Origin of the sequence: Herbaspirillum lusitanum, from assembly GCF_026127345.1 — a bacterium.
Classification (GTDB): Bacteria; Pseudomonadota; Gammaproteobacteria; order Burkholderiales; family Burkholderiaceae_D; genus Herbaspirillum; species Herbaspirillum lusitanum.
The window spans coordinates 73,958-88,146 of record NZ_QXFG01000007.1 but is presented as its reverse complement, the minus strand read 5'-3'; the positions used below and the strand labels follow the sequence as shown (position 1 = coordinate 88,146).

At 62.6% G+C, this 14,189-nt stretch carries 10 protein-coding genes and 1 pseudogene; 9 read left to right on the top strand and 2 right to left on the bottom strand.

Going from position 1 to position 14,189, the window contains the following annotated elements; genetic code table 11:
• Window positions 1-6: 6 nt before the first annotated feature.
• From DXT88_RS07825 to DXT88_RS07785, 9 genes and pseudogenes are all read left to right on the top strand, one after another.
• Window positions 7-2,529, top strand: coding sequence for a branched-chain amino acid ABC transporter ATP-binding protein/permease (locus DXT88_RS07825; RefSeq protein WP_265212455.1), 2,523 nt, complete (start codon window positions 7-9; stop codon window positions 2,527-2,529).
• A 29-nt stretch (window positions 2,530-2,558) separates the two neighbouring features.
• Entirely contained in the window at window positions 2,559-3,341 is a 783-nt protein-coding gene (locus tag DXT88_RS07820) for an SDR family oxidoreductase (RefSeq protein WP_016833014.1), read from the top strand.
• A gap of 20 nt (window positions 3,342-3,361) precedes the next feature.
• Window positions 3,362-4,297, top strand: a pseudogene (locus tag DXT88_RS07815) (3-hydroxyacyl-CoA dehydrogenase); the annotation flags it as partial.
• A gap of 433 nt (window positions 4,298-4,730) precedes the next feature.
• Entirely contained in the window at window positions 4,731-5,663 is a 933-nt protein-coding gene (locus tag DXT88_RS07810) for a BKACE family enzyme (RefSeq protein WP_016833016.1), read from the top strand.
• Window positions 5,664-6,068: 405 nt separating this feature from the next.
• Window positions 6,069-6,803: a gluconate 2-dehydrogenase subunit 3 family protein gene (locus tag DXT88_RS07805; RefSeq protein WP_265212453.1), complete on the top strand. Its 735-nt coding sequence runs from the start codon at window positions 6,069-6,071 to the stop codon at window positions 6,801-6,803.
• Between the two features lie 72 nt (window positions 6,804-6,875).
• A complete protein-coding gene (locus tag DXT88_RS07800; RefSeq protein WP_265212451.1) occupies window positions 6,876-8,654 on the top strand; it encodes a GMC family oxidoreductase in 1,779 nt (592 codons plus the stop codon).
• Entirely contained in the window at window positions 8,651-9,991 is a 1,341-nt protein-coding gene (locus tag DXT88_RS07795; protein WP_265212449.1) for a c-type cytochrome, read from the top strand. Before DXT88_RS07800 ends, DXT88_RS07795 begins: the two co-directional genes overlap by 4 nt.
• Before the next feature lie 152 nt (window positions 9,992-10,143).
• Window positions 10,144-10,938: a thymidylate synthase gene (locus tag DXT88_RS07790; protein WP_265212447.1), complete on the top strand. Its 795-nt coding sequence runs from the start codon at window positions 10,144-10,146 to the stop codon at window positions 10,936-10,938.
• Window positions 10,939-11,159: 221 nt separating this feature from the next.
• Window positions 11,160-11,393 (top strand): hypothetical protein, encoded by a 234-nt coding sequence (locus DXT88_RS07785; protein ID WP_040503197.1) that lies wholly within the window; start codon window positions 11,160-11,162, stop codon window positions 11,391-11,393.
• Window positions 11,394-11,426: 33 nt separating this feature from the next.
• Here the strand turns inward: DXT88_RS07785 and DXT88_RS07780 are convergent, their stop codons facing one another.
• Complete coding sequence (locus tag DXT88_RS07780) at window positions 11,427-12,914, bottom strand: efflux transporter outer membrane subunit (RefSeq protein ID WP_265212443.1); 1,488 nt, start codon at window positions 12,912-12,914, stop codon at window positions 11,427-11,429.
• Between the two features lie 27 nt (window positions 12,915-12,941).
• The gene (locus DXT88_RS07775) at window positions 12,942-14,183 is read right to left on the bottom strand and encodes an efflux RND transporter periplasmic adaptor subunit (protein ID WP_407649280.1); all 1,242 of its coding nucleotides are present in this window, start codon (window positions 14,181-14,183) and stop codon (window positions 12,942-12,944) included.
• Between the last annotated feature and the right edge of the window lie 6 nt (window positions 14,184-14,189).

Here is a 14,189-nt window from a genome sequence, read left to right as displayed (position 1 = left end):
GCGGACATGTATAACAAATATCAAACTCTGTGGATCGGCGCGCTGGCGCTGGTCATCGTTCCCATCCTGCTGCAACTGCTGGGCCTGACCATGTCGTCCTCCACCGACGTCGTCATCTACGCCATCGCGGCGATGGGCCTGAACCTGCTGGTCGGCTACACCGGACTGACCTCGTTCGGCCATGGCGCCTGGTTCGGCGTCGGCGCGTATGCGGCGGCGCTGTCGCAGAAATATTGGTTCCCCGGCCAGATCGTCGCGCCGATGCTGTTCACGATCGCCTTCATTGCGGTGTCGGCGGCGATTGTCGGCTTCCTGATCCTGCGCCGGCGCGGCGTCTATTTTTCGCTGCTGACGCTGGCCTTGTCGGCGCTGACGTTTGCGATTGCCTTCCGCTGGACCGATTTCACCGGCGGCGAATCGGGACTCGGCAATGTGGTGCGGCCGGTCGTCGCCGGCATCGACCTGGACCAGTCGATTCCCTTCCTCGTCTTCGTCAGCGTGATTGCGCTGATCGTGCTGTACGTGCTGCAACGCGTGATCCGCTCACCGTTCGGTCACACCATCGTGGCGATCCGCGAGAACGAGCAGCGCGCACGCTTCCAGGGTTACAGCACCATCGTCTACAAGCTGATCATGTTCATCGTCTCGGCCAGCGTGACCGGCTTGGCGGGCGCCTTACTGGCCTTCCATCATCGCTTCGCCTCGGCCGAACCGACCTCGGTGGCGTTCTCCGGCGAGTTGCTGGCGATGGTGGTGATCGGCGGCATGCGCAGCTTCCTCGGCCCGGCACTGGGCGCGCTGTTCTACATCCTGTTCCGCGAATGCCTGTCGATCTGGACCGAGAACTGGCTGCTGTGGTTCGGCCTCGCCTTCGTCGGCTTCATCCTGTTCTCGCCGACCGGACTGGTCGGCATCTGGCAACTGATCAAGAATCGCCTGCGTCCGCCGGCCGAAGTCGGCGCGGCGATGAGCCAGCGCCAGATCGTTGATGGCCTGCCGCTGCCGGCTTTCTTGCAGCCGCCATCGCAAGAAGGACTGGTGCTGGAGGTCAAGGATGTCGACATCCGCTTCGGCGGCATCCAGGCGGTCAAGAGTGCGCAGATCAATCTGCATGCCGGCGAAATCCATGCGCTGATCGGGCCCAACGGCGCCGGCAAGACCACCACCTTCAATCTGATCTCCGGCATGTTCGTGCCCAACCACGGCACCGTGAAACTGAACGGCAAAGAAATCCAGGGCCTGACGCCGGGCCAGATCTGCCAGCGCGGCCTGGCCCGCTCGTTCCAGATCACCAACCTGTTCAAAGGCCTGAGCATCTACGAAAACCTGCGGCTGTCGCTGCAGGCGCGCCACGCTTCGCGCTTCAACATGTGGAAGGACATCGACAGCTATCCCGAGATCCACGCCGAGACCGACGAGCTGATGCGCTTCCTCGGGCTCAAGGGCATCGACGAGATCGAAGGCGGCGCACTTTCCTACGGCGGCCAACGGCTGGTCGATCTGGGCATCGCACTGGGATCGAAACCGCATGTGTTGCTGATGGACGAACCGCTGGCCGGTCTCGCCGCCGCCGAGCGCGAACGCGTGTCGCGGCTGGTGAAGATCATCGCCGGGAATATCCCGGTGCTGATCGTCGAACATGACATCGACCGCGTGCTCGGCTTCTCGCAACAGGTCACCGTCATGAACCAGGGCAGCGTGCTGATGTCGGGCACCCCGGACCAAGCGCGCGCCGACCAGCGCGTGCAGGAAATCTACACCGGCACCGGCACGCCGCCGGTCACCGGACGCGTCGCCGGCGATGCGCAGGAACGTCCGCAGTTGCTGGCCTTCGACAAGGTCAACGCCTTCTACGGCAAGAGCCACATCCTCAACGACGCCACGCTGGAAGTACGCGAAGGCGAGATCGTCGCCCTGCTCGGCCGTAACGGCGCCGGCAAGTCGACGCTGCTCAAAGCGCTGACCGGTTTGCTCAAGCCTGCTTCGGGCGCCATCCGCTACAACGGCAAGGACATCGCCGGCCTGAGCGCCCCCGATATCGCACGCCTCGGTATCGGCTACGTGCCGCAAGGACGCGGCCTGTTCGCCGGCATGACGGTGGCGGAGAACCTGTCGCTGGGCCGCCTTGCGCGCAAGACGGATTCTTCCAACGGCATCGCCTGGAGTGAAGAAAAAATCCTGCACTACTTCCCCCGCCTGAAAGAGCGCCTGCATACACCGGCCGACTTCCTCTCCGGCGGCGAGCAGCAGATGGTGGCGGTGGCGCGCGCCCTGTCGGGCAACGTCAGGCTGCTGTTGCTGGACGAACCTTTCGAGGGTCTGGCGCCGGCAGTCGTACAGGAACTCTTCACCGTCTTCGATCAGTTGCGCCGCGAAGTCTCCATCGTCATCGTCGAGCACAACCTCGACCTGGTGCTGGCGCTGGCCGACCGCGTGTTTGCGCTGGAACGCGGTGCGGTATTCCACACCGGCCCGGCCGAACCGCTGCTGACCGACCTGACTTACCGCAAGCAAATTCTCTGGCTGTAATTTTTAATTTTTCAGTAACAAGGACCAACATGAACACCAGTTTGAAAGATCAACGCGTTGTCGTCACCGCAGGCGCCCAGGGCATCGGCCTGGCGATCACTGCCTCCTTCGTCGAAGCCGGCGCCCACGTCCACATCTGCGACGTCAGCGACGACTTCCTCGACAGCGCCCGCAAGCAGTTCGCCCACGCGCCGGTCAGCTACAGCAAGACCGACGTCGCCAACGAAGCGCAGGTCGACGCCATGTTCGCCGAACTGGCGCAACGCTGGGGTACGCTCGACGTGCTGGTCAACAACGCCGGCATCGCCGGCCCGACCGCCAAAGTCGAAGAGACCGAATTGTCGGCCTGGGACCAGACCATCGCCGTCAACCTGACCGGGCCGTTCCTGTGCACGCGCCGCGCGGTGCCGCTGCTCAAGAAAGCCGGCGGCGGCTCCATCGTCAACATCTCGTCGGCAGCCGGCCGCCTCGGCTTCCCGCTACGCACGCCCTACTCCGCTTCCAAATTCGGCGTCATCGGCCTGACCGAAAGCTGGGCGATGGAACTCGGTCCCGCCAACATCCGCGTCAACGCCATCCTGCCCGGCATTGTTGCCGGCGAACGCCAGGAGCGCGTGATCGCCGCCAAGGCGGCGTCCTACAACATCGGCCACGAAGAAATGCGCGAGCGCCTGTTGTCCAAGGTGTCGATGCGCAAGATGGTCACCGCGCAAGACATCGCCAACCAGATCATCTACATTTGCTCACCGGCCGGCTCCGCCATCAGCGGGCAGAGTTTGTCGGTCTGCGGTAATGTCGAGCATCTCGGCTAACACCCCAATTCAAGGAGACACCCATGAATGAAAAAATCGCCGTCATCGGCGCCGGACTGATCGGCCGCGCCTGGGCCATCGTCTTCGCCCGCGCCGGTTGCAGCGTCGCCATCTACGATGCCGTGCCGGAAGCGCTCAGCGCCTGCACCAAGCTCCTGCACGACAACATCAGCGACCTCGCCAAACACGGCCTGATCACGGAAACGCCGGAGGTCGTGCTGGCGCGCATCAAGCCGGCGAGCACCTTGGCCGAAGCGCTCAAGGGCGCTGCGCTGGTGCAGGAAAACGTCAAGGAAACGGTCGAAGTCAAACGCCAGATCTTCGCCGAGATGGACAAGCTAGCCGCCCCCGACACCATCCTCACCAGCTCGACCTCGTGGATCCCGACCTCCGAATTCTCCGAACACCTCCCCGGCCGCCACCGCATCCTGGTCGCCCATCCGGTCAACCCGCCTTATCTGGTGCCGCTGGTAGAACTCGCCCCGGCGCCATGGACCTCGGCGGAAACGGTGAAGCGCGCCCACGACATCTACACTCGCGCCGGCCAGTCGCCGGTATTGTTGAAAAAGGAAATCACCGGCTTCCTGCTCAACCGCATCCAGGGCGCGGTGCTCAACGAAGCGCTGAACCTGTACGAAAACGGCTACGCCTCGTCGGAAGATCTGGACAAGGTATTGAAAGACGGCCTCGGCCTGCGCTGGTCCTTCATGGGCCCGTTCGAAACCATCGACCTCAACGCCCCCGAAGGCGTGCTCGACTACGCCAGGCGCTACGGCCACACGTATCGCGACGTGGCAAAGACGCAGCTGCCGAACGAATGGGACGCAGCAACGCTGAAACAGATCGAGGATGAACGACGCACCGTGCTCAAAGCCGATCAACTGGAAGAACGATCACGCTGGCGCGACAATCGATTGATGGGACTGGTCGCGCATAAGCGGAAGCAAGCAACGTAATTGGTTACAGCCGCGGAAGACAATCACGACGCCGCAGGCGAGCCCCCCAAGGCAATGCGAAGCGAGCCGAAAAAAGAATTCCGCTTATGAGTCGCCGTTGGCGCCGTGCTCAAATCGGAAAAAGAAAGGAAACTTGTCTGAGCGCAGCGAGTTTGTTTCCCTTCCCGATTTGAGCACGGCGCCAACGGGCACCTCGCGCAGCGAGGCGGCGAATCGCGGTCGCCTTTCTTTGCTTACTTTCTTTGGCGAAGCAAAGAAAGTGAGTAGCCGCCGGGCTACCCCCGGCAAGGGTTGACCGAAGAGAGAACAGAATGAGCTACAGACGAAGGCAAGTCGGAACAACAAACGCCAAGGCGTCCTTATTTCCCCAAGGACGACGGCAAGAGAATAAGCAAGACAAGCACCACAAACCAACAATCACCAGGAGAACCAAATGAGCAAACCCAAAAAAGTCATCATCACCTGCGCCGTAACCGGCGCGATCCACACGCCCTCCATGTCCCCCCACCTGCCCATCACCCCGGACCAAATCCGCGATGCAGCCTTGGGAGCAGCAGAAGCCGGCGCCGCCATCGTCCACCTCCACGCCCGCGACCCGCAAAACGGCAAGCCGACGCAAGACCCCAACGAATTCCGCAAATTCCTGCCGCAAATCAAAGCCAAATCCAATGTCGTCATCAACCTCACCACCGGCGGCGCACCGACGATGGGTGTCGAAGAGCGCCTGCAACCGGCACTGCAACTCAAACCTGAAGTCGCCTCGCTCAACATGGGATCGATGAACTTCGGCCTGTACGAAATGCTCGACCGTTTCAAGGATTTCAAGTACGACTGGGAAAAGCCCTACCTCGCCGAATCCGACGACCGCATCTTCCGCAACACCTTCAAGGACATCGCCTACATCCTCGAATCGTGCAGCGCCAACCAGACCCGTTTTGAAATCGAGTGCTACGACATCGGCCACCTCTACACCGCCGCCCACTTCATCGATCGCGGCCTGATCAAGCCGCCGTTCCTGATCCAGTCGGTGTTCGGCCTGCGCGGCGGCATCGGCAACGACGTCGAAGACGTGATGCACATGAAGCGCACCGCCGATCGCCTGTTCGGCGACGACTACTACTGGTCGGTGCTGGGCGCCGGCCGCGGCCAGATCCCGATCGCGACCATGTCGGCGGCAATGGGCGGACATACCCGCGTCGGCCTGGAAGATTCACTGTGGGACGGTCCAGGCAAGCTGGCGCAGAGCAACGCCGCGCAAGTCAAGCGCATCCGCACCGTGATCGAAGCGCTGTCGCTGGAAGTGGCGACGCCGGACGATGCGCGCCAGATGCTCAAGCTCAAGGGCGGCGACAACGTCGGCTTCTAAGCGAACCGCCATCACGCCTACACGCCTCTTCAGCCGGCTCCTACAGGCCATGTAGGAGCCGCTTTACTTTTTATCTCCCGCGGCGCTTCACGATTTTTGTGAGCGCCGTTTTTTTTATTTTCTTTTTTCCGTCAGCTTTCTTTTTCGTTCGAAGAAGATGGTTCCAGATGACGGCCGTTTTCCGCCTGTTCATGCGCGGCACCGCCGACTCGCTGTCAGCTTGTGAAAGCGAGTCTGCCGATGGCGAGCTTGCCTGCGGAACACCATTGCGACCACCCCGGTCGAACTTTCAGCAAAAAACAAAAGGCCGAAGCCTTGGCTTCAGCCGACCCCAGGTAAACGGCGCAGCAGGTCCGCTACCGTCCGTGCAGTGCGGCGCCACGTGCTAACCAGCCCAGGTGAACAATGAAAAAAGGTAACCCGCCTCCGAGTGAACCCGGCGTGGCTTCGCGCCGCGGATTTCTCTTCAAGACCATCGCCATCGTTCCGGCTGCGTCTGCATTGACGACCGCGGCGTTGTTGCCGTCGGCGGCGCAAACGGCCGACGTTGCTGTTGGCGCCGACTACCAGCCGCGCTTCTTCAATGCCGACGAATGGACCTTCCTCAAGGCTGCCGTCGACCGTCTGATCCCGGCCGATCCGGAAGGACCGGGCGCGCTCGAACTGAACGTGGCCGCCTTCATCGACGGCCAGATGGAGTCGGGCTTCGGCCACGCCTCGAACTGGTACATGCAGGGACCGTTCAAGGGCGACGCGCCGGCGCTGTTCGGCTACCAGGCCAGCATGGCGCCGCGTGAACTGTACCGCGCCGGCATCGCTGCACTCAACGAACACTGTCGCAAGAATTTCAGCGGCAAGACCTTCGCCCAACTGGCTCCGGCCGAGCAGGAACAACTGTTCAAGGACATGGACGGCGGCACGCTGAAATTCGAACAGGTATCGGCGCAGTGGTTCTTCACCTTCCTGCTGCAGAACACCAAGGAAGGCTACCTGTCGGACCCGATCCACGGCGGCAACAAGGGCATGGCGAGCTGGAAGATGATCGGCTTCCCCGGCGCGCGTGCGGACTTCCTCGACTTCGTCGGCCCGTCCGACAAGGTCTATCCGTATGGTCCGGTGAGCATAGGCAAACGCAGCTAGAGGAAATGAAGGAACTGAGTGAGGCAGCGCCTTACCCGCCACAAGAACAAGGAACAACAAGGAAGAACGAGCATGGCAGACATCACCAAACCGAAAGTAGACGTCGTCCTGGTCGGCATGGGCTGGAGCGGTTCCATCATGGGCATGGAAATGACCGAAGCCGGTCTCAGCGTGGTCGGCCTGGAGCGCGGCGAGACCCGCGACACCAATCCCGACTTCGCCTATCCCAAGATCGCCGACGAGCTCACCTATGCGCAGCGCTACAAGCTGATGCAAAACCTCAGCAAGGAAACCGTCACGGTGCGCCATTCACCCAATGACGACGCTCTGCCGTATCGCCAGCTCGGCTCCTTCCTGCTCGGCAACGGTCTCGGCGGCGCCGGCGTGCACTGGAACGGCGTCACCTGGCGCGCCTACGATGCCGAGCTGCAGATGCGCAGCCATTACGAACAACGCTACGGCAAGCGTTTCATCCCGGTCGACATGACGATCCAGGACTGGCCGATGACCTATGCCGAACTGGAACCGTTCTACGATCGCTTCGAATACGTCGCCGGCGTGTCGGGCAAGGCCGGTAATCTGGACGGCAAGATCATCGAGGGCGGCAATGTGTTCGAAGCGCCGCGCAAGCGCGACTACCCGCTGCTGCCGCTGAAGAACAACGCGCCCGCCACCCTGTTCGAAACCGCCGCGCGCGAAGTCGGTTACCACCCGTTTCCGATTCCCGCCGCCAATGCGTCACAGGCGTACCAGAACCCCTACGGCATGCAACTCGGACCGTGCAACTATTGCGGTTATTGCGAGCGCTTCGGCTGCTACATGTATGCGAAGGCATCGCCGCAAACCTGTATCCTGCCGGCGCTGCTGAAGAAGCCCAACTTTGAGTTGCGCGACAAATCCTATGTCACCAGGATCAACCTCGCCGGCGACGGCAAGCGCGCCACCGGCGTCACCTACATCGATGCGCAAGGACGGTCGGTGGAACAGCCGGCCGACCTGGTGATCCTGTGCGCCTACCAGATGCACAACGTGCGGCTGCTGCTGTTGTCGGGCATCGGCAAACCCTACGATCCCAAGACCGGCGACGGCGTGGTCGGCAAGAATTACGCTTATCAGAAGAACAGTTCGGTATCGCTGTTCTTCGACAAGGACGTGGCGATCAATCCGTTCGCGGGCGCCGGCGCCGGCGGCCAGGTGTTCGACGATTTCAACGCCGACAATTTCGACCATGGCCCGCACGGCTTTGTCGGCGGCGCCTACATCAGCGCGATGGTCACCGGCGGCCGTCCCATCGGGCAATCCATCGTGCCGCCCGACACGCCCAAATGGGGCAGCGGCTGGAAGAAGGCGCTCAAGGACAATTACCTGCACGCGTTCAACATCGGTTCGGAAGGGTCGGTCATGGCCAACCGCGACAACTACCTCGACCTCGATCCGACCTATCGCGACGCCTACGGCCTGCCGCTGCTGCGCATGACCTTCGACTGGAAAGAAAACGAAATCCGCATGACCCAGTACGTCACCGACCGCGTGGTCGACGTCGCCAAGGCCATGAAGCCGAAACTCATGCACGCCGCCGCCACCAAGTCCGGCGAACACTATGATGTGCGCCCCTACCAGACCACCCACACCACCGGCGGCGCCATCTGCGGCGACCGTCCCGGCAACAGCGTGATCAACAAATACCTGCAATCGTGGGACGTGCATAATCTGTTCATCATGGGCGCCAGCGCCTTCCCGCAGAACTGGGCCTACAACCCGACCGGCATGGTTGGCGCGCTGGCCTACTGGTCGGCCGCCGCAATCCGCGAGCGCTATCTGAAAAACCCCGGACCGCTGGTGCAAGCATGAGCGCGCCTCTTTTCACACGGACGACACGGGCGACACGGGCTTTGCTGGCGACGGCGACGCTGAGCCTCTCGGCGATCGCCGCCGCGCAGACCCATCCGACCCCGTCCTCGCCGCAACCGCAGCAGATTCAGCGCGGCGAATACCTGGCCCGCGCCGGCGATTGCATGGCTTGCCACACGGTCAAGGGCAAGGCGCCGTTCAGCGGGGGCCTGCCGATGAACACGCCGTTCGGCACCATCTATTCGACCAACATCACGCCGGACAAGCAGACCGGCATCGGCGAATACAGCTACGACGACTTCGCCTCTGCACTGCGCAAGGGCAAAGGCCGCAACGGCGTGCGCCTGTATCCGGCCATGCCCTACACGTCGTTCGCCAAGCTCAGCGACGAAGACGTGTCGGCGCTGTACGCCTACTTCATGCAAGGCGTGAAGCCGGTGCAGCAAGACAATCCGAAGACCGCGTTGCCGTTCCCGTTCAACATGCGCATCCTGATGGCGGGATGGAACATGCTGTTCTTCGAGAACAAACCGTTCAAGGCCGACTCGACCCAAAGCGTCAGCTGGAATCGCGGCGCCTACCTGGTGCAGAGCCTCGGCCATTGCGGCGCCTGCCACACCCCGCACGGCCGTTTCGGCCAGGAGAAGTCACTGGACGGCAGCGACGACGGCTTCCTGTCCGGCTACACGCTGGACAACTGGCACGCGCCCAACCTGCGCAACGACAAGGATGGCCTGGGCCGCTGGAACAAGGAACAGATCGCCTCCTACCTGCGCACCGGACGTACCACAGACGGCGCAGCATTCGGCGCGATGAGCCAGGTCATCAACGACAGCACCCAGCACCTCAGCGACGCCGACCTGCTGGCCATCGGCGAATACCTGAGCAGCCTGCCGGGCAAGAAATCGGCCGACGGCGCCGCCAGGACACCGGTAGCGACAGCAGCATCCAACGCGGCAGGCGCGGATCAACCGGCCACGCTGGAACTGCGGTCAGGCAAGCTGCAAACTGCAGGCGCGCTGGTGTATCTCAACAACTGCAACGCCTGCCATCGCTCGGACGGCACCGGCGCGATGAAGGCGTTCCCGGCGCTGGGAAAGAATGCGGTGGTCAATGTGGCGGATCCGACGTCGCTGATTCATGTGGTGCTGGCAGGGAGCGCGATGCCGTCCACCAAATCGGATCCGTCGCCGATGGGGATGCCGGCGTTCGGCTGGCGATTGAGTGATCAGGAGGTGGCGGAGGTGGTCAGCTTCATTCGCGGGAATTGGGGGAATCATGCTGCGGCGGTTAGCGCCGAGCAGGTGGCGGCGGTGAGGAAGGGTATTGAGAAGTGAGCTTGATGCCGGTGGTCTCTGATATTTTTCTCCGGCTTGCGTTTGTTCGCAACTGACGCTGATCTTTCTTCGAGCAAGGCAAGCCCCGCCCCAAACCTGCCCTCTCCCCCAAATAAGTTACAATCTCCCTCATTCCATCAGCACCAGATCCCATGCGCCAATACCTCGATTTCATGCGCCATGTCTACGAACATGGCACCGAAAAAACCGACCGTACCGGCACCGGCACGCGCTCCGTCTTCGGCCACCAGATGCGCTTCGATCTGCAGGAAGGTTTTCCCCTGCTGACCACCAAGAAGCTGCACATCAAGTCCATCGTGCATGAACTGATCTGGTTCCTGGCCGGCTCGACCAACATTGCTTACCTGAAAGACAACGGCGTCAAGATCTGGGACGAATGGGCCGATCCCGAAGGCAATCTGGGACCGATCTACGGCTACCAATGGCGCTCCTGGCCTGCCCCCAACGGCGAGCACATCGACCAGATCGCGCAGGTCGTCAGCCAGATCAGGAATAATCCCGACTCGCGCCGCCTGATCGTGTCGGCCTGGAACGTGGCCGACATCCCGCAGATGAAGTTGCCGCCTTGCCACGCCTTCTTCCAGTTCTACGTGGCCGACGGCAAGCTGTCCTGCCAGCTGTACCAGCGCAGCGCCGATATTTTCCTCGGGGTGCCGTTCAACATCGCTTCCTACGCGCTGCTGACGCACATGGTGGCGCAGCAGACCGGCCTCGACGTCGGCGATTTCGTCTGGACCGGCGGCGATTGCCATCTGTATTCCAACCACATGGAGCAGGTGCAGGAACAACTGGCGCGCACGCCCGGCCCGCTGCCGAAACTGGTCATCAAGCGCAAGCCGGAAACCATCTTCGATTACCGGTTCGAGGATTTCGAGATCGCCGGCTATGAAGCCCAGCCGCACATCAAGGCGCCCGTGGCAGTCTGACGCCGGTTTTGCATCCATATGAAAACGCCTGCAGTCGCAGGCGTTTTTGTTGTTGCATCACGCGCACCCTCGCACCTCCGGCTTCGCCCCACCTCTTCCAATGAATTAAAACAAGTCGCCGTTGCGCTCAGCTTGCGTTTAAGCTAAGTCGCATTTGTTATTTCCCTTCGGCGCCGCGACGTCCTATATTGACTGGACACATCGCCCCGAAGGGAATCCCCATGCTGCGCTCAGGAAGAAACATTGCCTTGCTGACATTCATCTGCACTTTGCTGGTGCCGGCATGGTCGGGATTGTCAGGATTGTCGGGATGGGATGCGTTGTGCGCGGCCGTCACGCTCATGATCGTCGGCATCGGCGTGCTCTATCCGCTGATCGTTTCAGGGCAGGCGAATTTGCCTCAGCACATGCAGGACGTTGAAGTGGGACCGGCGACAAGCGCGATCCTGTTCTGAAAAAAAGAAATAATGAAATGAATCGAACGGCGCTCAGGAAGCGCCGTTGATTTTTTGCGGCGTACCGCCCGAGTCGGTGCCCGGATTTCCGTAGCGCACATCGTCGCGCCAGCCGCCGCCAAGTGCCTTGTACAGCGACACCGTGGCCTGCAGTCGTTGCAGCTTGATCTGGCCGAGCTGGTTTTGCGCTTCCGACAGGATGCGCTGCGTGTCGAGCACCACCATCAGATCTTCGGCGCCGCTGCGATAGCGGATTTCCGATAATTCAAATGCGAAGCGCGCCTGGTCGACTTCCTGATTCTTGAGACGATAGCGCTCTTCCAGGGTGCGGATCGCACCCAGCGATTTTTCCACTTCCGACAAGGCGCTCACCACCGCCGAACGATAGACCTGCACCAACTCCTGCTTCTGCGCCACGGCGAGATCCCGGCGGCTGTTCAGGCGGCCGGCATCGAAGATCGGCGCCGTCAGCGAGGCGCCCAGATTGGCCAGCAGATTGGGACCATCGAACAGCGACAATAATGCATTGCTTTGCGCACCGGTCGAGCCGGTCAGGCGGATGCTTGGGAACAGTGCGGCGCGCGCTACCGCCACGTTGGCGTTGGCTTCGGCCAAGCGCGCCTCGGCGCGGCGGATGTCGGGACGGCGCGTCAGCAATTCGGACGGCAGGCCGGGAGCGATCTTCGGCATCTGGATGGTCGCCAGGCCTTTTTCACCGACGCTGAAATTTTGCGGCGGACGTCCCAGCAGAATCGCCAGTGCGGTCTGCGCATCGCGCTCCTGCTGCATCAGGTCGGGCAAGGCGGCCTGCTGATTGGCGAGTGCCGAGCGCTGCCGCGCAAGGTCCAGCGGCGAAGCGGCGCCGGCGCGGCTTTGCGCTTCGACCAGCTTGAGCACGCGCTGGGCGTTGCCGACGTTTTGCCTGGCAATCTCGAGACGGTCGCGCAGCGACAGCACTTGCAGGAAGGTGGAAACGATGCCGCTGGTGACGGTCAGCGCGACGGTCTCGCGGTCGTACATGTTGGCGCGCAGCGAGGCCTCCGCCGCCGCCAGTCCGGCCCTGTTCTTGCCCCAGAAATCGACTTCGTAGTTGATCTCCAGCATGCCGCTGGCTGTGGTGGTCGGCGTGCCGCCGCTGAGCGGCAAGGCGCGGTTGGCGCTGCCGGCGAAGTCGGCGTCGGGCAATAGCGGCGCGCCGGCGATGCGCGCGTTGGCTTCGGCCTGGCGCACGCGCGACATGGCGGCGGCGATTTCAAAATTGTTCTTCTGGCCTTCGTTGACGAGACCGCTCAGCTCGGCGCTGCCGAACTGCTTCCACCAGTCGGTGTCGAGCGCCAGCTGCGCGGCGCTGTTTGCACCGTCGGCGCCGGAAGCATCGCTCCACTGCTTGGGAACGTCGACCTTCTGCACCGGCTCGACGTCGACCTGCGTCGCGGCGCAGCCGGCCAGCAGCAAGGCCAGTGCGGCCAGCACAGCCAAGGCGGCAGGCTTCATCGACGGCAAGGAGGGGCGCAAGATCATGAACGAATACCTGTCATCAGATTGCCATCAGCCGGCGTCGCCGCGCGGCTGCTGCGGTGATTGCTGCGATGGTGCGGACGACGCCGGCAACAACACCTGCTCGCCTTCGGCCAGGCCGGTCAGCACCTGCGCCTTGTCGGCGTTGCGCAAACCTATCCGCACCTCGCGCGTTTCCAGTTTGCCGTCGGCATGCAGGACCTTGAGTTTTTGCATGCCCTTGTTGTCCGGTTTGACCACCAGCGAGGCCGGGATGGTGACGGCGCGCTCGGCCTTGTCAAGCACGAAGAAGACGTCGGCAGTCATGCCGGCCATCAGCTCCCGGCTGGGATTGGCGACATCGAACAACACCGTATAGAACGCCTTCTTGCCCTGGCGGCCACTGTCGTCGGCAGGCAGCAGCATGATCTGGCGCAGCTTGCCGGCCCAGCGCTTGCCGGGATAGCCGGGCGTGGTGAAATAGGCGGTCATGCCCTTGTGGAGCCGCGTGACGTCTTCTTCCGCGACGCGCGCCTGCACGCTCATCTTGCTCAGGTCGGCGATGCGCATGAGCACATCCTGGTTGGCCGAAAGGGTCTGCCCGATCCGCGCCGACAAGGCCACCACGGTGCCGCTGATCGGCGCGACGATGCGGGTCTGCTTCTGGATCGCTTCGTCTTCCTTCATGGCGGCGTCGAGCTGCTGGATCTGGGCGTTGATGGCGTCCACCTTGGCAGCCGCCGAATACATGCCCATGCGGCTCGATTCGTAGGTTTCCTGGCGCGTGGCGTTCTCGGCCTTGAGCTGGGTCTGGCGCTGGAATTGCAGCTGGGCGAAATCGAGCTGGGCGTTTTGCCCGGCCAACTCAGCCTTCAGGCGGGCCATCTGGGCGCGATTGTTTTCCGCGCGGCCGGCCTGCACTACCGGCGACACCGTCACCAGCAATTTTCCTTCCTTGACCGTCTCGCCGATACCGACGTACACGTCGGAAATCTGGCCGGAGACCTTGGTGCCGACGTCGACGTAATTCTGCACGGCGACGTTGCCGATGGCGTTGACCACCTGCTCGATGTCGCTGCGTTCCGCGATCACGGTTTCCAGCCGCACCGGCACCGCTTGCGGATGGCGTTGGCGATAACCGTACCAGCCGGCCACCCCTGCGGCAATCGCCAGCACCAGCGCCAACGCGCTCCAGCCGCGCCGCGCCAAGGTGCGTCGGCGCGCGTCGGCGGACGAATCGGCCGGGGCGCCCAGATGGCGATCTTCAGCGGTCATGTCGTCGAGATTGTCCACGGGTTC

Bases quoted from the DNA above. Each gene is read 5' to 3' on its own strand.
- DXT88_RS07790 (WP_265212447.1), top strand. From the start codon at position 10,144: ATGCGCCAATACCTCGATTTCATGCGCCATGTCTACGAACATGGCACC.
- DXT88_RS07800 (WP_265212451.1), top strand. From the start codon at position 6,876: ATGGCAGACATCACCAAACCGAAAGTAGACGTCGTCCTGGTCGGCATG.
- DXT88_RS07810 (WP_016833016.1), top strand. From the start codon at position 4,731: ATGAGCAAACCCAAAAAAGTCATCATCACCTGCGCCGTAACCGGCGCG.
- DXT88_RS07825 (WP_265212455.1), top strand. From the start codon at position 7: ATGTATAACAAATATCAAACTCTGTGGATCGGCGCGCTGGCGCTGGTC.
- DXT88_RS07820 (WP_016833014.1), top strand. From the start codon at position 2,559: ATGAACACCAGTTTGAAAGATCAACGCGTTGTCGTCACCGCAGGCGCC.
- DXT88_RS07785 (WP_040503197.1), top strand. From the start codon at position 11,160: ATGCTGCGCTCAGGAAGAAACATTGCCTTGCTGACATTCATCTGCACT.
- DXT88_RS07795 (WP_265212449.1), top strand. From the start codon at position 8,651: ATGAGCGCGCCTCTTTTCACACGGACGACACGGGCGACACGGGCTTTG.
- DXT88_RS07805 (WP_265212453.1), top strand. From the start codon at position 6,069: ATGAAAAAAGGTAACCCGCCTCCGAGTGAACCCGGCGTGGCTTCGCGC.
- DXT88_RS07780 (WP_265212443.1), bottom strand. From the start codon at position 12,914: ATGATCTTGCGCCCCTCCTTGCCGTCGATGAAGCCTGCCGCCTTGGCT.